Source organism: Pseudomonas sp. KB-10 (assembly GCF_018221585.1).
Lineage (GTDB): Bacteria > Pseudomonadota > Gammaproteobacteria > Pseudomonadales > Pseudomonadaceae > Aquipseudomonas > Aquipseudomonas yangonensis.
The window spans coordinates 161104-183234 of record NZ_QYYB01000004.1 but is presented as its reverse complement, the minus strand read 5'-3'; the positions used below and the strand labels follow the sequence as shown (position 1 = coordinate 183234).

General features: G+C 62.7%; 23 protein-coding genes. 10 read left to right on the top strand and 13 right to left on the bottom strand.

Going from position 1 to position 22131, the window contains the following annotated elements; translation table 11 throughout:
• Window positions 1-171 precede the first annotated feature (171 nt).
• Entirely contained in the window at window positions 172-603 is a 432-nt protein-coding gene (locus DXK50_RS12570) for a Z-ring associated ZapG family protein (protein WP_024307001.1), read from the top strand.
• Window positions 604-1001: 398 nt separating this feature from the next.
• Here DXK50_RS12570 and cysN read toward each other — a convergent pair whose 3' ends face one another.
• The 3 genes from cysN to DXK50_RS12555 all read right to left on the bottom strand — a co-directional run bounded on the left by cysN (window position 1002) and on the right by DXK50_RS12555 (window position 4718).
• Window positions 1002-2897, bottom strand: a complete 1896-nt coding sequence (gene cysN, locus DXK50_RS12565; protein WP_212630546.1) for a sulfate adenylyltransferase subunit CysN — start codon at window positions 2895-2897, stop codon at window positions 1002-1004.
• 12 nt (window positions 2898-2909) lie between these two features.
• The gene (gene cysD, locus DXK50_RS12560) at window positions 2910-3827 is read right to left on the bottom strand and encodes a sulfate adenylyltransferase subunit CysD (RefSeq protein WP_212630545.1); all 918 of its coding nucleotides are present in this window, start codon (window positions 3825-3827) and stop codon (window positions 2910-2912) included.
• Window positions 3828-3959: 132 nt separating this feature from the next.
• A complete protein-coding gene (locus DXK50_RS12555; RefSeq protein ID WP_212630544.1) occupies window positions 3960-4718 on the bottom strand; it encodes a Nif3-like dinuclear metal center hexameric protein in 759 nt (252 codons plus the stop codon).
• A 110-nt stretch (window positions 4719-4828) separates the two neighbouring features.
• On the opposite strand from DXK50_RS12555, the gene algW reads away from it, so the two are divergent.
• From algW to DXK50_RS12540, 3 genes are all read left to right on the top strand, one after another.
• Complete coding sequence (gene algW, locus DXK50_RS12550) at window positions 4829-5971, top strand: Do family serine endopeptidase AlgW (protein WP_212630543.1); 1143 nt, start codon at window positions 4829-4831, stop codon at window positions 5969-5971.
• Window positions 5972-6132: 161 nt separating this feature from the next.
• Window positions 6133-8139, top strand: coding sequence for a TonB-dependent siderophore receptor (locus tag DXK50_RS12545; protein ID WP_249186849.1), 2007 nt, complete (start codon window positions 6133-6135; stop codon window positions 8137-8139).
• Between the two features lie 13 nt (window positions 8140-8152).
• Window positions 8153-8872, top strand: a complete 720-nt coding sequence (locus DXK50_RS12540) for a DUF4198 domain-containing protein (RefSeq protein ID WP_212630541.1) — start codon at window positions 8153-8155, stop codon at window positions 8870-8872.
• A 71-nt stretch (window positions 8873-8943) separates the two neighbouring features.
• Here DXK50_RS12540 and hisC read toward each other — a convergent pair whose 3' ends face one another.
• The 10 genes from hisC to DXK50_RS12490 all read right to left on the bottom strand — a co-directional run bounded on the left by hisC (window position 8944) and on the right by DXK50_RS12490 (window position 16914).
• Window positions 8944-9996 (bottom strand): histidinol-phosphate transaminase, encoded by a 1053-nt coding sequence (hisC, locus tag DXK50_RS12535; protein WP_161864957.1) that lies wholly within the window; start codon window positions 9994-9996, stop codon window positions 8944-8946.
• Between the two features lie 107 nt (window positions 9997-10103).
• A complete protein-coding gene (hisD, locus tag DXK50_RS12530; RefSeq protein ID WP_212630540.1) occupies window positions 10104-11414 on the bottom strand; it encodes a histidinol dehydrogenase in 1311 nt (436 codons plus the stop codon).
• Window positions 11415-11537: 123 nt separating this feature from the next.
• Window positions 11538-12173, bottom strand: coding sequence for an ATP phosphoribosyltransferase (hisG, locus tag DXK50_RS12525; protein WP_161864955.1), 636 nt, complete (start codon window positions 12171-12173; stop codon window positions 11538-11540).
• A gap of 69 nt (window positions 12174-12242) precedes the next feature.
• Window positions 12243-13508, bottom strand: coding sequence for a UDP-N-acetylglucosamine 1-carboxyvinyltransferase (murA, locus tag DXK50_RS12520; protein ID WP_161864954.1), 1266 nt, complete (start codon window positions 13506-13508; stop codon window positions 12243-12245).
• Between the two features lie 22 nt (window positions 13509-13530).
• Window positions 13531-13770, bottom strand: a complete 240-nt coding sequence (locus DXK50_RS12515) for a BolA family protein (RefSeq protein WP_161864953.1) — start codon at window positions 13768-13770, stop codon at window positions 13531-13533.
• Window positions 13771-13885: 115 nt separating this feature from the next.
• A complete protein-coding gene (locus DXK50_RS12510; protein WP_161864952.1) occupies window positions 13886-14194 on the bottom strand; it encodes an STAS domain-containing protein in 309 nt (102 codons plus the stop codon).
• A complete protein-coding gene (locus DXK50_RS12505; RefSeq protein ID WP_212630539.1) occupies window positions 14191-14823 on the bottom strand; it encodes an MlaC/ttg2D family ABC transporter substrate-binding protein in 633 nt (210 codons plus the stop codon). Before DXK50_RS12505 ends, DXK50_RS12510 begins: the two co-directional genes overlap by 4 nt.
• Before the next feature lie 14 nt (window positions 14824-14837).
• The gene (gene mlaD / locus DXK50_RS12500; RefSeq protein WP_013714108.1) at window positions 14838-15308 is read right to left on the bottom strand and encodes an outer membrane lipid asymmetry maintenance protein MlaD; all 471 of its coding nucleotides are present in this window, start codon (window positions 15306-15308) and stop codon (window positions 14838-14840) included.
• Entirely contained in the window at window positions 15308-16105 is a 798-nt protein-coding gene (mlaE, locus tag DXK50_RS12495; RefSeq protein ID WP_161864950.1) for a lipid asymmetry maintenance ABC transporter permease subunit MlaE, read from the bottom strand. The genes mlaD and mlaE overlap by 1 nt, the downstream gene beginning before the upstream one ends.
• Window positions 16105-16914 carry an ATP-binding cassette domain-containing protein gene (locus DXK50_RS12490; RefSeq protein ID WP_212630538.1) on the bottom strand — a complete coding sequence of 270 codons (810 nt, stop codon included), beginning with the start codon at window positions 16912-16914 and terminating at the stop codon, window positions 16105-16107. The genes mlaE and DXK50_RS12490 overlap by 1 nt, the downstream gene beginning before the upstream one ends.
• Before the next feature lie 243 nt (window positions 16915-17157).
• Between DXK50_RS12490 and DXK50_RS12485 the strand changes: the two genes are divergently transcribed.
• From DXK50_RS12485 to DXK50_RS12460, 6 genes are all read left to right on the top strand, one after another.
• Window positions 17158-18132, top strand: a complete 975-nt coding sequence (locus tag DXK50_RS12485; RefSeq protein ID WP_212630537.1) for a KpsF/GutQ family sugar-phosphate isomerase — start codon at window positions 17158-17160, stop codon at window positions 18130-18132.
• Window positions 18132-18653, top strand: coding sequence for a KdsC family phosphatase (locus DXK50_RS12480; RefSeq protein ID WP_212630536.1), 522 nt, complete (start codon window positions 18132-18134; stop codon window positions 18651-18653). Before DXK50_RS12485 ends, DXK50_RS12480 begins: the two co-directional genes overlap by 1 nt.
• An 8-nt stretch (window positions 18654-18661) precedes the next feature.
• Window positions 18662-19228 (top strand): LPS export ABC transporter periplasmic protein LptC, encoded by a 567-nt coding sequence (gene lptC, locus DXK50_RS12475; protein ID WP_212630535.1) that lies wholly within the window; start codon window positions 18662-18664, stop codon window positions 19226-19228.
• The gene (lptA, locus tag DXK50_RS12470) at window positions 19215-19754 is read left to right on the top strand and encodes a lipopolysaccharide transport periplasmic protein LptA (RefSeq protein ID WP_161864945.1); all 540 of its coding nucleotides are present in this window, start codon (window positions 19215-19217) and stop codon (window positions 19752-19754) included. Before lptC ends, lptA begins: the two co-directional genes overlap by 14 nt.
• Entirely contained in the window at window positions 19754-20479 is a 726-nt protein-coding gene (lptB, locus tag DXK50_RS12465; protein WP_161864944.1) for an LPS export ABC transporter ATP-binding protein, read from the top strand. The genes lptA and lptB overlap by 1 nt, the downstream gene beginning before the upstream one ends.
• Before the next feature lie 135 nt (window positions 20480-20614).
• Complete coding sequence (locus tag DXK50_RS12460) at window positions 20615-22108, top strand: RNA polymerase factor sigma-54 (RefSeq protein WP_161864943.1); 1494 nt, start codon at window positions 20615-20617, stop codon at window positions 22106-22108.
• Window positions 22109-22131 lie beyond the last annotated feature (23 nt).

Here is a 22131-nt window from a genome sequence, read left to right as displayed (position 1 = left end):
GCAAGGCGAAAACAGGAGAGGAAGCGGAGTGTACTGTTGTACATGAGCATTCCGAACCTGTTTTTAACGCAGCAGTGCCGACGCACAGTAGACTCTGAGCAGGTTCTGGTCGTATACAGCACAGGCTCAAGCCGCTAACGTAAAGCAAAGCCGTTTTGAGAGGAAGGACTCGTGGAACAGACCGTTACAGCCTGGTTGATACCCGCTCTGACCCTGGTGGTCGGCATCGCCGTGGGCTTTGTGCTCGCCCGCCTGGCCCCCAATGCTGCACCGGGCCGTACGCAGCGGCAGATGGATGAAATGCAGGCGCGCTTCGAGGCCTACCAAAATGAAGTGGTCACCCACTTCAACACCACCGCCAGCCTGGTGAAGAAGCTCACCCAGAGCTACCAGGACGTGCAGGAACATCTGTCCGACGGCGCCAACCGCCTGGCTCTGGACGAGCTGACCCGTCAGCGTCTGCTGGCGACCCTGAACAGCACCGAAGCCGGCGAGAAGCGCGAGCGCCTGACTCCGCCGAAGAACTACGAAATGCCCAAGGACTATGCGCCGAAGAGCGACGGTCCCGGCATGCTGGACGAGAGCTACGGGTTGAAGAAGTAACCCATCAGCCAGAAACACCGAGCCCCGCCAGTGCGGGGCTTTTTATTGGGTAGGAGCGGTCGAGCTCGATCAGTCCCCTCGCCCCTCCGGGGAGAGGGTTAGGGCGGGCCGCGTTCGGAGAGGGGGGAAACTGGCAGTTTTGCGGTGTCTTCTGCCCTCTCCCCCAGCCCCTCTCCCATAAATGGGAGAGGGGAGCCAAACGTGTGCAACCTTAAGTGACCAGCATTACGGTCATTGCGGGGCTTTTTATTGGGCGGTTGCGGGCTACGCGGGGCGGTAGGGCGAATTCATTCGCGATCATCGTGAGCCCAAATCGCGAATGAAGTCGCTCCTACAAAAGGCAACCCCCACAAACGACGAGCCCCGCTACTAGGCAGGGCTCGTTGCAATGCGCGTATTTAGAGCGCGCCGCGGCTACGCAGCAGATCCAGCACCGCCTTGACGCCCTCCTCGACCGACTGCGTCTGGGTGTCGATCACCAGATCGGCATCCAGCGGCACGTCGTAGGGGAAGCCTTCGCCGGGAATATTGTCGCCACCGGCAGCATACAGTCCCTGCGGGTCGCGCTCGGCGCAGATCTGCGGCGAAGCCTGGACGTAGACGGTGACCAGGCGCTCACTGCCGATCAGCGCCTTGGCCTGTTCACGACCTTCGGCATCCGGGGCGACGAAGGCGGCCAGGGCGATCAGCCCGGCTTCGTTGAACTGGCGCGCCACATGCGCGGCGCGGCGCCAGTTCTCGGCGCGGCCGGCGCGGTCCTGCGGCAGGCCCTTGTTCAGGTCATGGCGCAGGTTCTGCCCGTCGAGCACGTATACCGCACGGCCCATATCGAACAGCTTGCGCTCCACGGCATAGGCCAGGGTGCTCTTGCCGGCGCCGGACAGGCCGCTGAACAGCACGGTGGCCGGCTGCTGACCAAAGCGCGAAGCACGCTCCTCGGTCGACACGTGGGCCAGACGACCATGCTGACCGCCGCCATGAGCGACCGGGTCGGCGATGATCATGCCAGCGCCGACGGTGCCATTGGTCAGGCGGTCGATGACGATAAAGGCACCGGTGGTGCGGTTGTACTCGTAGCCATCCAGCGCAATCGGCGCATCCAGGGCGATCTTGACCCGGCCGATCTCGTTGAGTTTCAGCTCGCTGGCCGCACCCTGCTCCAGGGTGTTCACGTCGATACGGTGCACGATGCTCGGGATCGAGCCCGGTACATAGCTGGTCGCACGTTTGATGTCGTATTTCTTGCCCGGCAGCATCGGCTCTTCGCCCATCCACACCAGCATGGCCTCGAAGCCGTCGGTCACCTGCGGACGATTATCGGCGTGCACCAGCATGTCGCCGCGCGACACATCGATCTCGTCTTCCAGGGTCAGGGTGATGGCCTGGCCCGGGCCGGCATGCTCCAGCTCGCCCTCGAAGGTGACGATGGACTTGACCTTGCTGGTCTTGCCCGAAGGCAGCGCCATGACCTCGTCGCCCTTGCGCACGATGCCGCTGGCCAGGGTACCGGCGAAACCACGGAAGTTCAGGTTGGGGCGGTTGACGTACTGCACCGGGAAACGCAGGTCGTCGAAGTTGCGATCGCCCGCCACCTCCACGGTCTCGAGAATCTCCATCAGCGACTGCCCGGTGTACCAGGGCGAGCGCTCGGACTTGTTGACCACATTGTCGCCCTTGAGCGCCGACATCGGCACGAACTCGAGGGTGGTCGGGCGCAGGCTGATCTTGTCGGCGAAGGCCAGGTAGTCGGCCTTGATCTGCTCGAACACACCCTGATCGAAGTCCTTGAGGTCCATCTTGTTGACCGCGACGACGATATGCTTGATACCCAGCAGCGAGGCGATGAAGCTGTGGCGCTTGGTCTGGGTCTGCACACCGTAACGGGCGTCGATCAGGATGATCGCCAGGTCGCAGGTGGATGCGCCGGTGGCCATGTTGCGGGTGTACTGCTCATGGCCGGGGGTGTCGGCGATGATGAACTTGCGCTTGGCGGTGCTGAAGTAGCGGTAGGCCACGTCGATGGTGATGCCCTGCTCGCGCTCGGCCTGCAGGCCGTCGACCAGCAGTGCCAGATCGACATCATCGCCGGTGGTGCCGACCTTCTTGGAATCCTTGGTGATGGCTTCCAGGTGATCTTCGTAAATCATCTTGGAGTCGTGCAGCAGGCGCCCGATCAGGGTGCTCTTGCCGTCGTCGACGTTGCCGCAGGTGAGGAAGCGCAGCAGCTCCTTACGTTCGTGCTGGGCCAGGTAGGCGAGGATGTCCTCGCTGATCAAATCAGACTGGTGACTCATGATGAGAAATCCTTAGAAGTAGCCCTGGCGTTTCTTTTCTTCCATCGAACCGGCGGCGTCGTGGTCGATGACCCGGCCCTGGCGTTCGCTGGTCTTGGTCAGGAGCATTTCCTGGATGATGTCCGGCAGGGTCGCCGCGGTGGACTCCACCGCGCCGGTCAGCGGGTAGCAGCCCAAGGTACGGAAGCGCACCATCTTCTTGTGGATGTTGGCCTTCTGCTCGGGCGTCAGATAGTTGAGGATGCGCTCGTCATCGATCATCACCAGCGTGCCGTTGAGCTCCACGACTTCGCGCTCTGCGGCGAAGTACAGCGGCACGATCGGGATCTGCTCCAAGTAGATGTATTGCCAGATGTCCAGCTCGGTCCAGTTCGACAGCGGGAAAACGCGGATCGACTCGCCCTTCTTGACCTTGCCGTTGTACACGTTCCACAGCTCGGGGCGCTGGTTCTTCGGGTCCCAGCGGTGCTTGCTGTCGCGGAAAGAGTACACGCGCTCCTTGGCACGCGACTTCTCTTCATCGCGGCGCGCGCCACCGAAGGCAGCGTCGAAGCCGTACTTGTCCAGCGCCTGCTTGAGGCCCTCGGTCTTCATCACGTCGGTGTGCTTGGCACTGCCATAGGTGAAGGGGTTCATGTCCTGCGCCACACCATCGGGGTTGATGTGGGTGATCAGCTCCAGTCCCATCTCGCTGACCATCTTCTCGCGGAAGCGGTACATCTCCTGGAATTTCCAGCGAGTATCGACGTGCAGGACCGGGAACGGCAGCTTGCCAGGGAAGAACGCTTTGCGGGCCAGATGCAGCATCACGGCTGAATCCTTGCCGATGGAATAGAGCATCACCGGGTTGTCGAATTCGGCGGCCACTTCACGAATGATGTGGATGCTTTCCGCCTCCAGCTGCTTCAGATGGGTCAATTTGTCGAGCATGGCTACTCACGGTTTGCTGTTATGGGGCCGGCGGGCCGTGGACGAGCGCGCACTCTACCACAGCGTCTGCTTATACTCAGGGCGCCGGTTAGACCGAAAAGATCTAGCGTTATAGCTGCAGGAAAGCCCGTATCAGACCGGATTCGGACAGTCGATAAACAGGTGTTCGAGGGCGAAACGCCGCGCCAGATAATCACCCAGCGCCTGCACGCCATAGCGCTCGGTGGCGTGATGGCCGGCGGCGATGAAGCTCACGCCGTTCTCCTGTGCGCTGTGGAACGTCTGCTCCGAGGCTTCACCGGTCAGGTACAGATCGACACCGGCGGCGATCGCCTGATCGATATAGCCCTGCCCGCCCCCCGTGCACCAGCCGACCCGGCGGATCAGGCCTTCGCCTTCCACCAGCAGCGGCTCGCGCCCCAGCACCTGCTGCACATGACGGGCGAAATCGACAGCGCTCATCGGTTCCTCCAGTGAGCCCACGAGGCCCACGGTGCGCGGATTGTCCGGCTCCAGCGGGCCCTCTACGACGATGCCAAGCTGACGGGCGAGCTGCACGTTGTTGCCCACTTCGGGGTGCACGTCCAAGGGCAGGTGATAGGCCAGCAGGCTGATGTCATGAGCCAGCAGCGCTTTCAGACGACGCTGCTTCATACCGGTGACACAGGGGTTCTCGCCCTTCCAGAAATAGCCGTGATGGACCAGCAGCACATCGGCCTCGGCGGCGATGGCGGCCTCGATCAGCGCCTGGCTGGCGGTCACGCCACTGACGATGCGACTGACCTGCGGGCGCCCCTCGACCTGCAGGCCATTGGGGCAATAATCGCTGATGCGCGACGCATTCAGAAAAGCGTCAGCTTCTTCCACTAGCGTGGACAGGGCAATGGCCATGAAGATTCCTCTCAAGCTGTTGCGGGCCGCTGCCTAAACGGCGAGCACCTCACTATAATTCGCCACCTTAAGGGCCGCATTTGGCCCCCGCAACCCTCAGGATTGTCTCGATGCCCCAGGCACTGCGTTTTCTCGGTTGGCCCCTGCTGGTCGGTGTGTTGCTCGCACTGCTGCTGATCCAGCGCTACCCGCAATGGGTAGGGCTGCCAAGCCAGGACGTGAAGCTGGTGCAGGCGCCCATCTACAGCCGCCTGCAGGAAGGCCCGGTGTCCTACGCCGAGGCTGTCGATACCGCCTCGCCGGCAGTGGCCAACCTGTACACCACCAAGCTGGTGAGCAAACCGGCTCATCCGCTGTTCGAAGACCCGACGTTCCGCCGCTTCTTCGGCGACAACCTGCCACGTCAGCAGCGCATGGAGTCCAGCCTCGGCTCGGCGGTACTGATGAGCAAGGAAGGCTATCTGCTGACCAACAATCATGTGGTCAGCGGCGCCGATCAGATCGTTGTGGCGCTCAAGGATGGCCGCGAAACCCTGGCCCGAGTGATCGGCAACGACCCGGAAACCGACCTGGCAGTCTTGAAGATCGACCTGCCCAATCTGCAGGCCATCACCCTGGGTCGCTCCGACAGCATTCGCATCGGCGACGTTACCCTGGCCATCGGCAACCCCTTCGGTGTCGGCCAAACCGTGACCATGGGCATCATCAGCGCCACCGGGCGCAACCAGCTGGGTCTCAACACCTACGAAGACTTCATCCAGACCGACGCGGCCATCAACCCGGGCAACTCCGGCGGCGCGCTGGTCGATGCGCACGGCAACCTGGTGGGCATCAACACCGCGATCTTTTCCAAGTCCGGGGGCTCGCAGGGTATCGGTTTCGCCATCCCGGTAAAGCTGGCCATGGAAGTGATGCGCGCCATCATCGAGCACGGCCAGGTCATCCGCGGCTACCTGGGGGTCGAGGTGCAGCCGCTGACGCCGGAACTGGCCGAGTCCTTCGGTCTCGATGGCCGCCCCGGCATCGTGGTCGCGGGCGTTTACCGTGACGGCCCGGCGCAGAAGGCTGGCCTGCAACCGGGCGACCTGATCCTCAGCATCGATGGGGAGCCGGCCAGCGACGGCCGCCGCTCGATGAACCAGGTGGCGCGCACCAAGCCGGGCGACAAGATCCGCATCGAGGTGATGCGCAACGGCAAGCCGCTAACGCTGACAGCAGAAATCGGCATTCGCCCTCCCGTCAACGGAAACTGATCATCCAGCATTTTCATCTGGGAACTTTTCTCGATTGAGGTTATTGTTACGTTATTACATCAACAACAATCGATTGGAGTCTCCCCTTGCGCGCCACCACCGTCCTGCTTGCCGGCAGCCTACTAACCCCTTGCGTCGTTGCCGCCGAATCACCTGCTCAGTTGGCTGACAGCATCATCAGCGCTCCCAGTGAACAGGCCGACGGGCCGGTGCAGGGCTACCGCGCCAAACGCTCGGCCAGCGCCACCCGCACCGACACGCCGATCGACGAAATCCCCCAGGCCATCAGCGTAGTGCCCGCGCAGGTGCTGGAAGATCTTGGCAGCAGCCGTATCGACCGCGCCTTGGACTTCGCCGGCGGCGTGTCGCGGCAGAACAACTTCGGCGGCCTGACCTTCCTCAACTACAGCGTGCGCGGCTTCACCACTGGCGAGCTGTACCGCAACGGCTTCGCCATCAACCGTGGCAGCTACAGCTCACCGGACGCCTCGGCCATCGAGCGCCTGGAAGTGCTCAAGGGCCCGGCCGCCGCTCTGTATGGCCGCGGCGATCCGGGCGGCCTGGTCAATATCGTCACCAAGCGCCCACAACAGGAGGCCTTCACCCAGTTCAAGGCCAGTGCCGGACGCTGGGATCGCTACCGCAGCAGCCTCGACGTCAACACGCCGCTGAACGACGAGGGCACGCTGCTCTCGCGCGTCAACCTGGCGGTGGAGGACAACGGCAGCTTCCGCGATCACGTCGGCAATCAGCGGCAGATCGTCAACCCGAGCCTGAGCTGGCAGCTGTCGCCGGACACCCTGCTGATGATCGACAGTGAGTTCTCGCGCACCGATTCGGTGTTCGACCGCGGCATTCCCGCCGTCGACGGCAAGATGGGGGCGGTCAAGCGCTCGACCTTCCTCGGCGAACCCGACGACGGCAAGATCCGCAACGACAACCAGTTGCTGCAGGTCAGTCTCGAGCATTATCTGAGCGATGCCTGGAAGCTGCGCCTGGCCAGCCACTACAGCCAGGGCACGCTGGACGGCAACAGCTCCGAGCCGTCGCGGCTGATCGGCGATCAGGTCACACGCTTTTACCGCGAGCGCAGTTTCGAATGGAACGACAGCATCACTCAGGCCGAACTGCACGGCCAGTTCGACCTGGCCGGCTGGCAGCACCAGACGCTACTGGGCCTGGAGTACGAGAACTACCGTAACAGCCAGAAGTACCCGCAGAGCGTCACCGGCCTGGGCTACGGCCAGAACATCTACAACCCGGTCTATGGCCAGCCCAAGCCGCCTATCGTCAATCCCAACGACTTTCACGAGCACACGGAAAGCTACGCCCTCAACCTGCAGGACCAGATCACCTTCAGCGAGCGCTGGAGCGGCCTGCTCGGCGTGCGCCTGGAGCGTTTCGAGCAGACGGCACTGAACCGCAGCACGCGGGTCAGCAACGAACAGACCAAGGAAGTCGCTACCCCGCGCGCTGGCGTGCTCTACCAGCTGACGCCGGAAGTCGGCGTGTTCGCCAACGCCTCCATGTCGTTCAAGCCCAACGCCATCGGTGCCCAGGGCCAGGTGTTCAAACCGGAAAAAGGCCTCGGCTACGAGACCGGCCTCAAGCTCGACCTGTTCGAGAGCCGCCTCGGCGCGACCGTGGCACTGTTCCATATCGACAAGGAAAACGTGCTGACCGCCGACCCGAACAACCCCGGCGACAGCATCGCCGCCGGCAAGGCCCGCAGCCAGGGCCTGGACCTGCAGGTCAGCGGTCAGATCACCGATGCCTTACGAGTGATAGGTGCTTACGCCTACATCGACGCCGAAGTGACCAAGGACAACAGCATCCCCGAAGGCAGCGACCTGCTCGGCATCGCCCGCAACAGCGCCAGCCTGATGGGCGTCTACCAGTTCCAGGGCGGCTCGCTGCAGGGCTCGGAGCTCGGTGCCGCGGTCAACTACGTCGGCGACCGCTCCGGGCAGACCGGCAGCAACTTCGAGCTGCCGGCCTACACCACGGTCGATCTGCTGGCCCGCTGGCAGGCCACCAAAGACCTGAACCTGGGCCTGAACCTCAACAACCTGTTCGATCGCAAGTACTACGAGCGCTCGTTCAACAACGTCTGGGTAATGCCCGGCGATCCCCGTAACCTCAGCGTCAGCCTGACCCTCAACCTGTGAATTGGAGATATTCATGCGCATTCCCGCCTGCCTGCTGCTCGCCGGCCTGTTCGCCAGCAGTAGCGTTCTCGCCCACGGCCTGTGGACCGAGGAGCGACGTGGCAACATCGAAGTGGTCTATGGCCACGGCGCCGAAGACAACGCCTTCAAGCCGGAGAAGATCAGCGGTGCCTGGGCCTATGACGCCGCCGGCAAGATGATTCCGGTGACCGTCGAGCGCCTGGCCGACCATGCCCGCCTGCAACCCTTGAAGAAACCCGCGGTACTCGGTGTCGCGCTGGACAACGGCGCCTGGTCGAAAACCCCGGACGGCCAGTGGATCAACCAGGGCCGCAGCCAGGTACCTGATTCCACCGAGTCCTTGCATACCTTCAAGTACAGCCTGGCGATCCATGCCGAAGGCGCCAAGCTGCCCGATCTCAGGGCGCTGAAACTGGTCATCGTTCCAGAGGTCGACCCGCTCAAGGTCGGCCCTGGCAAGCCCCTGCCGGTGCGTGTGCTGGTAGATGGCAAGCCGATGAAGGGAGTCGAATTGATCGGTGACTACCGCAGTGCTCCGCATCAGGTCAGCGCGGTAACCGATGCCGAGGGCCGTGCACAGGTCATGGTGCGTAACGAGGGGCTGAATATCATCAGCGCCGAAGTGAGCCTGCCGGTGGAGAACGATGCCGATATCGAGACCCGCGGCCTGTTCACCTCGCTGACCTTCCTCGGTGAACCGCATCACGAGTGACGCCCACGGAAAGCGCGTATGAAAAAGCCGGTAGCGCGTGAGCGGTACCGGCTTATTTCGAACTGCCCGGATTACAGGTTTTGCAGGGCGCCCAGCAAGGCCTGATTCTGCTCCGCCGTACCGATGGTGATACGCAGGAACTGGGCGATACGCTGCTGCTTGAAGTGGCGCACGATCACACCCTGCTCACGCAGGCCGGCTGCCAGCGTTGCAGCGTCCTTGTTCGGATGACGGGCGAAGACGAAATTGGCAGCCGAAGGCAGTACCTCGAAGCCCAGCTGCTGCAGCCCGACGACCACCTGCTCACGACTTTCGATCACCTGCTTGCAGGTCTGCTCGAAGTATTCGCGATCCTCGAACGCCGCCGCCGCGCCGGCAATGGCCATGCGATCGAGGGGATAGGAGTTGAAGCTGTTCTTGATCCGCTCCAGCGCCTCGATCAGGTCCGGGTGACCGACCGCGATGCCGACACGCAGACCGGCCAGCGAACGCGACTTGGACAAGGTCTGGGTCACCAGCAGGTTCGGGTACTTGTCGACCAGAGCGATGGCGCTCTGGCCGCCGAAGTCGATATAGGCCTCATCGACCAGCACCACCGAATCCGGACTGCCCTGCAGCAGACGCTCGACGGCCTCGAGTGGCAGCAGGCAGCCGGTCGGCGCATTGGGATTGGGGAAGATGATGCCGCCATTGGGCCGGGCATAGTCTTCGACGCGGATCTGGAACTCATCATCCAGCGCAATCTGTTCGAAGTCGATGCCGTACAGACCGCAGTACACCGGATAGAAGCTGTAGCTGATATCCGGGAACAGCAGTGGCGCCCCGTGCTGGAACAGACCATGGAAGGCGTGCGCCAGCACCTCGTCGGAGCCGTTGCCAACGAACACCTGGGCAGTGCTCACGCCGTAATAGTCGGCCACTGCCTGTTTCAGGCGGTCGCCGTTGGGATCCGGATACAGACGCAGGTCGTCGTTGACCTCGGCCTGCATCGCCGCGATAGCCTTGGGCGACGGGCCGTAGGGGTTCTCGTTGGTGTTGAGCTTGACCAGCTTGCTCAGCTTGGGCTGCTCGCCCGGCACATAGGGCACCAGGTCCTTGACGAAGGGGCTCCAGAATTTGCTCATCTGCCCTTCTCTCCTCGAATTCGGTTCACATTGCTCGGTAGTAACGAGAGCGCACCTGGCGCTCTGCTCGCATGCTGCTCGCGAGCAGAATTCCCACGCCGTTCAGGTCACTCTTTGATGCGGTACTCGGCGCTGCGTGCATGCGCTGTCAGCGACTCGCCACGGGCCAGCACCGAAGCGCTCTTGCCCAGCTCCGACGCGCCGTCCGGCGAGCAGAAGATGATCGACGAACGCTTCTGGAAGTCGTACACCCCCAGCGGCGAGGAAAAGCGCGCGGTGCCGGAAGTGGGCAGCACGTGATTCGGGCCGGCCACGTAGTCGCCCAGGGCTTCCGCGGTGTAGCGCCCCATGAAGATGGCGCCGGCGTGGCGAATCTCGGGCAGCCAGGCCTCGGGGTCGGCCACCGACAGCTCCAGGTGCTCGGGCGCGATGCGGTTGGCCACCTCGATGGCCTGGGCCATGTCCGCCACCTGGATCAGCGCGCCACGACCTTCCAGCGAGGTGCGGATGATCTCGGCCCGCTCCATGGTCGGCAGCAGCTTGGCGATGCTCTCGGCAACCTTGTCGAGGAAAGCGGCATCCGGGCTGACCAGGATCGACTGGGCATCCTCGTCGTGCTCGGCCTGGGAGAACAGGTCCATGGCGATCCAGTCCGGATCGGTCTGGCCATCGCACACCACCAGAATCTCAGACGGGCCGGCGATCATGTCGATGCCCACCTTGCCGAACACATGGCGCTTGGCGGTGGCGACGTAGATGTTGCCCGGGCCGACGATCTTGTCCACCGGCGGTACGCTCTCGGTGCCATAGGCCAGCGCCGCCACGGCCTGGGCGCCACCGATGGTGAACACGCGATCGACACCGGCGATGGCGGCAGCAGCCAGGACGATTTCATTGATCTCGCCGCGCGGGGTCGGCACCACCATGACCACCTCGGGCACGCCGGCGACCTTGGCCGGGATGGCGTTCATCAACACCGAAGACGGATAGGAGGCTTTGCCGCCCGGCACGTAAAGGCCGGCGCGGTCCAGCGGGGTGACTTTCTGCCCCAGCACGGTGCCATCGGCCTCGGTGTAGCGCCAGGAATCCTGCTTCTGCTTCTCGTGGTAGCTGCGCACGCGCTCGGCGGCGACTTCGAGGGCCTGGCGCTGCTCGGCGCTGATGCGGGTCAGGGCCAGCTCCAGACGCTCGCGCGGCAGGATCAGGTCGGCCATGGAGGCGACCTCCAGGCCATCGAAACGCTGGGTGTACTCGACCAGCGCCGCATCGCCACGCTGGCGCACGGCCTGGATGATTTCCAGCACGCGCTGGTTGACGCCATCGTCAGACACGCTCTCCCAGCTCAGCAGATGATCCAGGTGTCGGGCGAAATCCTGGTCAGCAGCGTTGAGTCGGCGAACGGCAATGGGAGCGGTCATGGCAAAGCCTCGTGTAATAGCAAATCTCAGGCGCCGCTAGAGTAGCAAGCCCACCGTGCGGGCACCCAAGAAAAATGGCTATGACACGGATAGGCTGCCGCGACCAGAAGTCGCGGAAAGGAATCAGCCTTGGTGTCGCGCCTCGACCGCGCCACGCAGGGTTTCGATCAGCGCCTGGATGCGGCCGTGCTGCATCTTCATCGAAGCCTTGTTGACGATCAGACGCGAGCTGATGGTGGCGATCAGTTCCTGCGGTTCCAGGCCGTTGGCACGCAAGGTGTTGCCGGTGTCGACCACGTCGATGATCTTGTCGGCCAGGCCCACCAGTGGCGCCAGCTCCATCGAGCCGTACAGCTTGATGATGTCGACCTGACGGCCCTGCTCGGCGTAGTAGCGCTTGGCGACGTTGACGAACTTGGTGGCCACGCGCAGGCGGCCCTTGGGCTCCGGCGCGCCGACCTTTCCGGCGGTCATCAGCTTGCACTTGGCGATCTGCAGATCCAGCGGTTCATAAATGCCCTGACCGCCGTACTCCATCAGCACATCCTTGCCCGCCACGCCAAGGTCAGCCGCGCCATGTTCGACATAGGTCGGCACGTCGGTAGCACGCACGATCAGCAGGCGTACGTCATCCTGCGTGGTGGGAATGATGAGTTTGCGGCTCTTGTCCGGGTTCTCGGTCGGCTCGATACCGGCCGCAGCCAGCAACGGCAGGGTGTCATCGAGAATGCGGCCTTTGGACAGGGCGATGGTCAGCATGAAACGGTTTCCTTGAACGGAAGCGGCCGCTCCGACAGGGAACGGCCTTACGACAACGGACGCAGGCGATCAGCCCGGCACGCGGCGGATCTTGGCACCGAGCAACTGCAGTTTTTCCTCGATGCATTCGTAGCCACGGTCGATGTGGTAGATGCGGTCGATCAACGTATCGCCTTCGGCTACCAGCGCAGCCAGCACCAGGCTCGCCGAAGCACGCAGGTCGGTCGCCATCACGGGCGCGCCCTTGAGCATCTCGACGCCGGTGACAACAGCCGTGTTGCCTTCGACCAGGATGTTGGCGCCCATGCGCAGCATCTCGTAGACGTGCATGAAACGGTTTTCGAAAACGGTTTCGATGATGGTGCCAGTGCCTTCGGCCACGGCATTGAGGGCGATGAACTGCGCCTGCATGTCGGTGGGGAATGCCGGGTACGGCGCGGTGCGCAGGTTGACGGCCTTCGGACGCTTGCCCTTCATGTCCAGTTCGATCCAGTCCGGACCGGTGGTGATCTCGGCGCCGGCTTCCTGCAGCTTGGCCAGTACGGCTTCCAGAGTCGACGGGTCGGCATCCTTGACCTTGACGCGGCCACCGGTAACAGCAGCGGCGACCAGATAGGTGCCGGTCTCGATACGGTCGGGCATGACATTGAAGCGCGCGCCATGCAGGCGCTCGACGCCATCGATGATGATGGTGTCCGTACCCGCGCCCTGGATCTTCGCCCCCATGGCGATCAGGCAGTTGGCCAGGTCGACCACCTCCGGCTCACGTGCGGCGTTTTCCAGCACGCTACGGCCCTTGGCCAGGGTCGCAGCCATCATGATGTTCTCGGTACCGGTCACGCTGACGACGTCGAAGAAGAAATGCGCGCCGCGCAAGCCACCTTCAGGCGCCCGCGCCTTGATGTAGCCACCTTCGACATCGATGATCGCGCCCATGGCCTCGAGGCCACGGATGTGCAGGTCGACCGGACGCGAGCCGATGGCGCAACCGCCCGGCAGCGCGACTTCCGCCTCGCCGAAGCGCGCGACCATCGGGCCGAGCACCAGGATCGAAGCGCGCATGGTTTTTACCAGCTCGTAAGGGGCGACCAGGGTCTTGATCGCGCGGGCGTCGACTTCCACCGCCAGCTTCTCGTCGATCACCGGCTCGATGCCCATGCGGCCGAACAGCTCGATCATGGTGGTGATGTCGTGCAGGTGCGGCAGGTTGCAGATGGTGACGGGCTCGTCACCCAGCAGAGTGGCGGCCAGAATCGGCAGCGCAGAGTTCTTCGCACCGGAAATGCGGATTTCGCCATCGAGGCGAGCGCCGCCGGTAATGATCAGTTTATCCATAGGAATCTCGTCGCCCGCAGGCTCAGGAACGCGCGGCCCATTCGGCCTGGCTGAAGAATTTCATGGTCACGGCGTGGATGCTGCCATTGGCGATCCAGGCATTGAGGTGGGCATAGATCTGCTGCTGACGCTTGACCGGGCTGAGGGCGGCCAGCTCGTCGCTGATCAGGTTCAGCTGGAAGTTGCAGCCTTCACCTTCGACTTCCACCTGGGTATTCGGGAGTTTTTCCTCTAGGAGGCTTTTTACTTCTGCAGCCTGCATGCTCGACCTCGTCTGACGCATTCGGGCACCGGCGCCCGCGGGTCGGCCATCATACAAAAAAGCCTTCCGCCTGCGAACCCCGCCAGCAGCGGTGCTGACGGAACGACGAAGCGCTTCACGATTGCAGCGGCAGCAACTCGAGCAGACCGCTGACCTGAGCGATCTCTCGCATATCGCCAGGCAACGCGCTGATCGACAGCTCGCGCCCGGCTTTGTGCGCATCGCGAACGAACGCCAGCAGCAGTGCCAGACCGACACTGCTGGATTTCTCCACCGCACTGCAGTCGAGCGAAAGACGCGCAGCGCTGCTGGAAGCGATCAGGCGCGCGCCCTGCTCGCGCAGCTGCGGCCCGGTGCTGTAATCGAGCACGCCACTGAGCTGCAACTGCCCGGCGGCGCGTTCACTGATGCTCGCCTGACTCACGATTCGCCCCGAGCCTGGCGCGCCCTGGCCACGGTATCGGCCCAGGTGTCGATGACCTTGTCCAGGTCGTTGCGGTTGTTCTGCATCGACTGGGCGAACTGGTCGCGGAACAGCTTGCCGACGTTGATGCCATTGATCACCACATTGCGCAGCTTCCAGGTGCCATCCTGAGAAACCATGGTGTAGGACAGCGGATAAACCACGCCCTTGCCATCACGGATTTCCATACCGACCGAAGTACGCTCGGCGTCCTGCTTGCCGCTGGCCGGCAGTACGCGGATATCCTGGTTGTTGTATTCGAGCAGGGCGTTGCCATAGAACTGCATCAGGCTGCGCTTGAAGTTCTCCTGAAAGCGGTTCATCTGCTCGGGCGAGGCCTGACGCGAATAGCGCACGGTCATCACGCCACGGGAAATACCGTCGACATCGACCACCGGGCCGAGAATCTCGTTGAGCGACTCGTAGAACGCGTTGGGATCGCTGCGATAGCGTTCCTTGTTGGCCTTGAGATCAGCCAGCAGGGTATCGGTGGTCTGCTGCACCACCTCATGCGCGCTTGGCGCGGCGGCGGCCAGCAGCGGCATGACGGCCAGCAACGCCAGCAGGGAATTACGCACGGTCTTGAACATGTCAGGAGCCCTCATCAATTGGCTTCATCTTTATTGACCGAATTGAGCAGGAATTTGCCAATCAGGTCTTCCAGCACCAGCGAGGACTGCGTGTCGTGGATGGTGCTGCCGTCCTTGAGCACCTCCTCGTCACCACCGACGCTGATGCCGATGTATTTTTCGCCAAGCAAACCAGCCGTCAGGATCGACGCGGTGGAGTCCTCAGGCAGGTTATTGACGTTGCCATCGAGCTCCAGAGTCACCCGCCCCATGTAGCTGTCGCGATCCAGGTCGATGGCGGTGACCTTGCCGATGCTCACGCCGGCCATGGTCACCTTGGCGCGCACGGTCAGCCCGGCGATGTTGTCGAAGTAGGCGTAGACCTTGTAGGTATCGCCTGCGCTGCCGACGCTCAGGCCGCTGACGCGCAGGGCCAGCAGCAGCAGGGCCAGCACACCGGCCATGAGGAACAGGCCGACACCAATCTCCAGCGTGCGGTTTTGCATCAGAAGTCTCCAAACATCAAAGCGGTCAGAATGAAATCCAGGCCCAGAACGGCCAGCGAGGCATACACCACGGTGCGCGTCGTCGCGCGGCTGATGCCCTCGGAAGTGGGTTCGCAGTCGTAGCCCTGGAACACGGCGATCCAGGTCACTACGAAGGCGAAGACGATGCTCTTGATCACGCCATTGAGCACATCATCGTAAAAGGAAACGCTGTTCTGCATGTTGGACCAGAACGAGCCCTCGTAGACGCCCAGCCAGTCCACGGCAACCATCGCCCCGCCCCAGATGCCCACGACACTGAAGATCATCGCCAGCAGCGGCATGGAAATGAAGCCGGCCCACAGCCGCGGCGCGACGATGTACTTGAGCGGATCGACGCCGATCATCTCCAGACTGGAAAGCTGCTCGGTGGATTTCATATTGCCGATTTCGGCCGTCAGCGCGGAACCGGCGCGACCGGCGAACAGCAGCGCTGTGACCACCGGGCCCAACTCACGCAACAGGGTCAGCGCAACCATCTGCCCGACTGCCTGCTCGGAGCCGTAGCTGACCAGAATGTTGTAGCCCTGCAGGGCCAGCACCATGCCGATGAATATCCCGGAGACGACGATGATCGCCAAGGACATCACGCCGACCGCGAACAACTGCTTGATCAGCAGTTGCAGCGGCTTGCCGGCGCGACTGCGGCCGAACAACGCGCCGACGAGAAACAGCACCGAACGCCCTAGCGTCGCGACCACATCGATACCCGCACGACCGAACAGCCGCAGCCGTTCGAGCGGTGAAATTTTGCGCATCAGGCTCTCCCCAACAGATCTTCGCGATAGTCCGGCGCTGGAAAATGGAACGGCACCGGGCCGTCCGGAATGCCCTTCATGAACTGACGAATACGCGGGTTGTCCGACTCCATCAGCTCGGCCGGCGTGCCATGCCCCAGCACCTGAGCATCACCGACGACATAGAGGTAATCGGCGATGCTGGCGGTTTCCGCGAGATCGTGAGAAACCACCACGCTGGTGATGCCCAGCGCATCGTTGAGCAGGCGAATCAGACGCACCAGCACGCCCATGGCGATAGGGTCCTGGCCGACGAACGGCTCGTCATACAGCAGAATCTGCGGATCGAGGGCGATAGCTCGCGCCAGCGCCACACGGCGTTTCATGCCGCCGGACAGCTCATCCGGCATCAGATCCAGCGCCCCGCGCAGGCCAACGGCCTGCAACTTCATCAGGACGATGTCGCGAATCATCTCTTCCGGGAGTTGGGTATGCACGCGCAGCGGGAAGGCCACGTTCTCGAACACGTCGAGATCGGTGAACAGCGCCCCGCTCTGGAACAACACGCCCATCTGCTTGCGCATATCGAACAGCTCGTCACGCGAGAGCTTCGGCAGGCTGACGCCAGCGACACGCACATCGCCTGCAGACGGGCGCAACTCGGCGGCGATCAGGCGCAGCAGCGTGGTCTTGCCACAGCCGGAGGGGCCCATGATGCCGGTGACCTTGCCGCGCGGGATGCGGATGTCGACCTTGTCGAAAATCGACCGCGTGCCGCGCTGAAAGCTGACGCCCTGCAACTCGATTGCATAATCGTGCTCGGCGCTCATCTGAACTCCTTGAAAATCAGGCCTTCCTTGCAGACGCCGCCTCCCGAAGCGAGGACACGCACCGGCCAGAGGGGGCCAAAATGGCCGCGAACTATAGCATTTGCCGAACATGCCGCCCAATAGCGCCACAATGCAGCGTTCAGTCTTGCGACAGCTTCGACACTGCCTCGCTGCGGCGAGGGTGAGCGCGGAGAGCTTTTCCCGTTATAATCTCCGTCTTTTTTCGCCCGACAGCTCAGCCCCATGAACCAGACCCGCGACCTGATTGATTCCGCGCAGCGCACCATCCGCCTCGAACTCGAAGCGGTGCAGGAGCTGTTGCCCCGCATCAATGCCGATTTCATCAAGGCTTGTGAGCTCATTCTGAGCTGCAAGGGGCGCGTGGTCGTGGTCGGCATGGGCAAGTCCGGTCATATCGGCAACAAGATCGCCGCCACCCTGGCCAGCACCGGCACCACGGCATTCTTCGTCCACCCGGCCGAGGCCAGCCACGGCGACATGGGCATGATCACCAAGGACGACATCGTTCTGGTCCTGTCCAACTCGGGCTCGACCGCCGAGATCGTCACTCTGCTGCCGCTGATCAAACGCCTCGGCATCCGCCTGATCAGCATGACCGGCAACCCCGACTCGCCGCTGGCCAAGGCCGCCGAAGTCAATCTCGACGCACGCGTGTCCCAGGAAGCCTGCCCGCTGAACCTGGCACCGACCTCTTCGACCACCGCCAGCCTGGTGCTGGGCGATGCCCTGGCCATTGCCCTGCTGGAAGCGCGTGGTTTCACCGCCGAAGACTTTGCCTTTTCCCATCCGGGCGGCGCGCTCGGCCGTCGGCTGCTGCTCAAGGTGGAAAACGTCATGCACGCAGGCGACGCCCTGCCACGGGTGAATCGCGGCACCAGCCTGCGCGATGCGCTGCTGGAAATGACCCAGAAGGGTCTGGGCATGACCGTGGTGCTCGAAGAAGACGGCCGCCTGGCCGGCATCTTCACCGACGGCGACCTGCGCCGCACACTGGACAAGGGCATCGACGTGCGCCAGGCATCGATCGACGAAGTCATGACCCCGCACGGCAAGACTGCCCGCGCCGAGATGCTCGCCGCCGAAGCGCTGAAAATCATGGAAGACCACAAGATCAACGCGCTGGTGGTGGTCGACGACCAGGACAACCCGGTCGGCGCCCTCAACATGCATGATCTGCTGCGCGCTGGAGTGATGTGATGAACGACCTGCTGCAACGCGCCCGCGCCGTCAAACTGGCGATCTTCGACGTCGACGGAGTGCTCACCGACGGCCGCCTGTACTTCCTCGAAGACGGCAGCGAGTTCAAGACCTTCAACACGCTCGACGGCCACGGCATCAAGATGCTGATCAACTCGGGCGTGCAAACCGCCATCATCAGCGGACGCAAGACCCCGGTGGTCGAGCGCCGCGCCAACAACCTCGGTATCCAGCACCTGTTCCAGGGCCGTGAGGACAAACTCGTGGTGCTCGACGGCCTGCTCGCCGAACTCGGCCTAAGCTATGAACAGGTTGCCTATCTGGGCGACGACCTGCCGGATCTTCCGGTTATCCGCCGGGTCGGATTGGGCATGGCCGTGGCCAGCGCCGACAGTTTCGTGCGCCAGCACGCCCATGGCGTAACCCAGGCGCGCGGCGGCGACGGTGCTGCGCGGGAATTCTGCGAACTGATCATGCGTGCCCAGGGCACACTGGACGCGGCCCAGGCCGCCTACCTGTAGAGAACAGCATGCCGCGTAAACTTTTAAATACTCTGATCTTTGCCCTGATTGCAGTCGTGGTGGCCGCTCTGGGCTACTGGAACCTCGCACCGGACAGCACCCGCGTGACCCAACAGGGTGGCGACGACAACGTCGTCGACTTCTATGTCCTCGGCGCGCGTACCGTACAGTTCCAGGACGACGGCAAACTGCACTACCGCATGACCGCGGACAAGCTCGAACACGTCAAGAGCACCGACATCACCCTGATCGACACACCCAAGCTCGACCTCTATCGCGGCACCGAACTGCCGTGGAAGGTGACCAGCCAGCGCGCCGAGGTCTCTCCCGGCGGCGTCGAGGTGGAACTGATCGACGACGTGCGTATCGCCCGCACCGATGCCAAGAATCGTCCAACCATCATCACCAGTAGCCGCATGACCGTTATTCCCGACAAGGAATATGCGCAGACCGAGCAAGCCGTTAGAATCGTCGCGGCCAACGGGGTGACCACGGCACAAGGAATGAAAGCGTACTTGAATGACGGCAGGATGCTCCTGCAGTCCAACGTAAGAGGCCAGCATGAGGTTCGTTAATACCCTCCCCCTGATTATCAGCCTCGGCGCCGCATTGGGAAGCGCGGCTGCCTGGGCACTGCCATCGGACCGCGACCAGCCGATCCGCATCCAGGCCGACAGTGCCGAGCTGGATGACAAGCAAGGCGTAGCCGTCTACCGCGGCGATGTGATCATCACCCAGGGCACCCTGAAGATCACCGGCGACACCGTGACCATCACGCAGACCGCCAGCGGCGATATCGATGTCTTCACCTCGGTAGGCAATCTGGCCTACTACGAGCAGAAGCCGGCCGAGGACAAGGAGATCGTCAAGGCCTACGGCAAGACCATCCAGTACTTCGCCAGCAACGAGCGCATCGTACTGATCGATCAGGCCAAGGTGATTCAGGAAGGTAATACATTCGAAGGCGAGAAGATCGTGTACGACACCCGCCGCCAGATCGTCAATGCAGGTCGCGCCACGGGCGGCAACGTCAGCACGCCGCGTCCACGCATCGACATGGTCATCCAACCGAAGAACAAACCCGCGGATCAGCAGCAGTAATGGCCATTCTCAAAGCCCAACACCTGGCGAAAAGCTACAAGAGCCGCCAGGTCGTGCGTGACGTCAGCCTGAGCATCGAAAGCGGTCAGATCGTCGGCCTGCTCGGCCCCAATGGCGCCGGCAAGACCACCTGCTTCTATATGATCGTTGGCCTGGTACGCGCCGATCAGGGCCGCGTGCTGATCGACGACCTGGACGTCAGCCATCAGCCCATGCACGGGCGCGCGCGCGCCGGCATCGGCTACCTGCCGCAGGAAGCCTCGATCTTCCGCAAGCTGTCGGTGGCGGACAACATCATGGCCATTCTGGAAACGCGCAAGGACCTGGACCGCGCCGGGCGCAAGGCGGAACTGGACAGCCTGCTGCAGGAGTTCCATATCCACCATATCGCCGACAGCCTGGGCATGAGCCTGTCCGGTGGTGAGCGCCGCCGCGTGGAGATCGCCCGCGCCCTGGCGACCAATCCCAAGTTCATCCTGCTCGACGAACCCTTCGCCGGTGTCGACCCGATCTCGGTGGGCGACATCAAACAGATCATCCACCACCTCAAGACCAAGGGTATCGGCATTCTGATCACCGATCACAACGTGCGCGAGACTCTGGATATCTGCGAAACCGCCTACATCGTCAACGACGGGCAGTTGATCGCCGAAGGCGACGCCGAGACCATCCTCGCCAACCAGACAGTGAAAGAAGTCTATCTGGGCCACGAATTCCGCCTTTAGGTCGGCGACGTTTCGCTACAGAAATATTGCACCCTCTAGGCAAGAACGAGAAATTCAGGCATATAATTTGCTTCCTGGCGGCGCTCCGGCGCCCTGATGTGGAAGGCGTAACTCGCCAGTAAATTAAGGTCTGCAATGAAACCATCGCTAGTCCTCAAGATGGGCCAGCAGCTGACGATGACCCCGCAGCTGCAACAGGCTATCCGCCTCCTCCAACTGTCGACCCTGGACCTGCAACAGGAAATTCAGGAGGCACTGGAATCCAACCCCATGCTCGAGCGCCAGGAAGATGGCGACGACTTCGACAACAGCGATCCGATGGCCGACGGTGCCGAAAGCGCCACCCCTGCCCCGAGCAAGGAAGAGAGCTACCAGGAAAGCACGCCCACCGTGGACAACCTGGAAGACGGCGAATGGGGCGAACGCATCCCCAACGAGCTGCCAGTCGATACCGCCTGGGAAGATATCTACCAGACCAGTGCCAGCAGCCTGCCCAGCAACGATGACGACGAGTGGGACTTCACCACCCGCACCTCCAGCGGCGAGAGCCTGCACAGTCACCTGCTCTGGCAACTGAATCTGGCCCCCATGTCGGACAAGGACCGGCTGATCGCGGCCACCCTGATCGACTGCATCAACAACGACGGCTATCTCGAGGAAACCCTCGAGGAAGTGACCGAGTCCTTCGACCCCGAGCTGGATGTCGAACTGGACGAAGTGGAAGTCGTCCTGCACCGCATCCAGCAGTTCGAACCGGCCGGTATCGGTGCACGCGACCTGCGCGAATGCCTGCTGCTGCAACTGCGCCAGCTGCCTGCCAATACGCCCTGGCTGAACGAAACCCAGCGCGTCGTCAGCGATTATCTCGAGTTGCTCGGCAGCCGCGACTACGCCCAACTGATGCGCCGTACCAAACTCAAGGAAGACGAACTGCGTCAGGTCATCGACCTGATCCAGCGCCTGAATCCGCGCCCGGGTTCGCAGATCGAATCCAGCGAGCCGGAGTATGTCGTACCCGACGTGATCGTGCGCAAGCACAACGACCGCTGGCTGGTGGAGCTGAACCAGGAAGCCATGCCGCGCCTGCGCGTCAACCCACAGTACGCAGGCTTCGTCAAACGCGCCGACTCCAGCGCCGACAACACCTTCATGCGCAATCAGCTGCAGGAGGCGCGCTGGTTCATCAAGAGCCTGCAGAGCCGCAACGAGACGCTGATGAAGGTGGCCACGCAGATCGTCGAGCACCAACGCGGTTTTCTCGATTACGGTGACGAGGCGATGAAGCCTCTGGTGCTGCACGACATCGCCGAAGCGGTAGGCATGCACGAGTCGACCATTTCACGCGTTACCACGCAGAAATTCATGCACACCCCGCGTGGTATTTACGAGCTGAAATACTTCTTCTCCAGCCACGTCAGCACCTCCGAAGGCGGCGAATGTTCATCCACGGCGATCCGCGCGATCATCAAAAAACTGGTTGCCGCAGAAAACGCGAAAAAGCCGTTGAGTGACAGCAAGATCGCTGGTTTACTGGAGGCACAAGGCATCCAAGTCGCCCGTCGGACGGTCGCCAAGTATCGCGAGTCCCTCGGTATAGCGCCCTCCAGTGAGCGCAAGCGACTGATGTAGGTCAGATCGACTGAAGGCCAAGG

What these genes read in the sequence shown, in the direction of transcription:
- cysN (WP_212630546.1), bottom strand. Translation starts at nt 2,897, where the DNA reads ATGAGTCACCAGTCTGATTTGATCAGCGAGGACATCCTCGCCTACCTG.
- cysD (WP_212630545.1), bottom strand. Translation starts at nt 3,827, where the DNA reads ATGCTCGACAAATTGACCCATCTGAAGCAGCTGGAGGCGGAAAGCATC.
- DXK50_RS12555 (WP_212630544.1), bottom strand. Translation starts at nt 4,718, where the DNA reads ATGGCCATTGCCCTGTCCACGCTAGTGGAAGAAGCTGACGCTTTTCTG.
- algW (WP_212630543.1), top strand. Translation starts at nt 4,829, where the DNA reads ATGCCCCAGGCACTGCGTTTTCTCGGTTGGCCCCTGCTGGTCGGTGTG.
- DXK50_RS12540 (WP_212630541.1), top strand. Translation starts at nt 8,153, where the DNA reads ATGCGCATTCCCGCCTGCCTGCTGCTCGCCGGCCTGTTCGCCAGCAGT.
- hisC (WP_161864957.1), bottom strand. Translation starts at nt 9,996, where the DNA reads ATGAGCAAATTCTGGAGCCCCTTCGTCAAGGACCTGGTGCCCTATGTG.
- hisD (WP_212630540.1), bottom strand. Translation starts at nt 11,414, where the DNA reads ATGACCGCTCCCATTGCCGTTCGCCGACTCAACGCTGCTGACCAGGAT.
- hisG (WP_161864955.1), bottom strand. Translation starts at nt 12,173, where the DNA reads ATGCTGACCATCGCCCTGTCCAAAGGCCGCATTCTCGATGACACCCTG.
- murA (WP_161864954.1), bottom strand. Translation starts at nt 13,508, where the DNA reads ATGGATAAACTGATCATTACCGGCGGCGCTCGCCTCGATGGCGAAATC.
- DXK50_RS12515 (WP_161864953.1), bottom strand. Translation starts at nt 13,770, where the DNA reads ATGCAGGCTGCAGAAGTAAAAAGCCTCCTAGAGGAAAAACTCCCGAAT.
- DXK50_RS12505 (WP_212630539.1), bottom strand. Translation starts at nt 14,823, where the DNA reads ATGTTCAAGACCGTGCGTAATTCCCTGCTGGCGTTGCTGGCCGTCATG.
- mlaD (WP_013714108.1), bottom strand. Translation starts at nt 15,308, where the DNA reads ATGCAAAACCGCACGCTGGAGATTGGTGTCGGCCTGTTCCTCATGGCC.
- mlaE (WP_161864950.1), bottom strand. Translation starts at nt 16,105, where the DNA reads ATGCGCAAAATTTCACCGCTCGAACGGCTGCGGCTGTTCGGTCGTGCG.
- DXK50_RS12490 (WP_212630538.1), bottom strand. Translation starts at nt 16,914, where the DNA reads ATGAGCGCCGAGCACGATTATGCAATCGAGTTGCAGGGCGTCAGCTTT.
- DXK50_RS12485 (WP_212630537.1), top strand. Translation starts at nt 17,158, where the DNA reads ATGAACCAGACCCGCGACCTGATTGATTCCGCGCAGCGCACCATCCGC.
- DXK50_RS12480 (WP_212630536.1), top strand. Translation starts at nt 18,132, where the DNA reads ATGAACGACCTGCTGCAACGCGCCCGCGCCGTCAAACTGGCGATCTTC.
- lptC (WP_212630535.1), top strand. Translation starts at nt 18,662, where the DNA reads ATGCCGCGTAAACTTTTAAATACTCTGATCTTTGCCCTGATTGCAGTC.
- lptA (WP_161864945.1), top strand. Translation starts at nt 19,215, where the DNA reads ATGAGGTTCGTTAATACCCTCCCCCTGATTATCAGCCTCGGCGCCGCA.
- lptB (WP_161864944.1), top strand. Translation starts at nt 19,754, where the DNA reads ATGGCCATTCTCAAAGCCCAACACCTGGCGAAAAGCTACAAGAGCCGC.
- DXK50_RS12460 (WP_161864943.1), top strand. Translation starts at nt 20,615, where the DNA reads ATGAAACCATCGCTAGTCCTCAAGATGGGCCAGCAGCTGACGATGACC.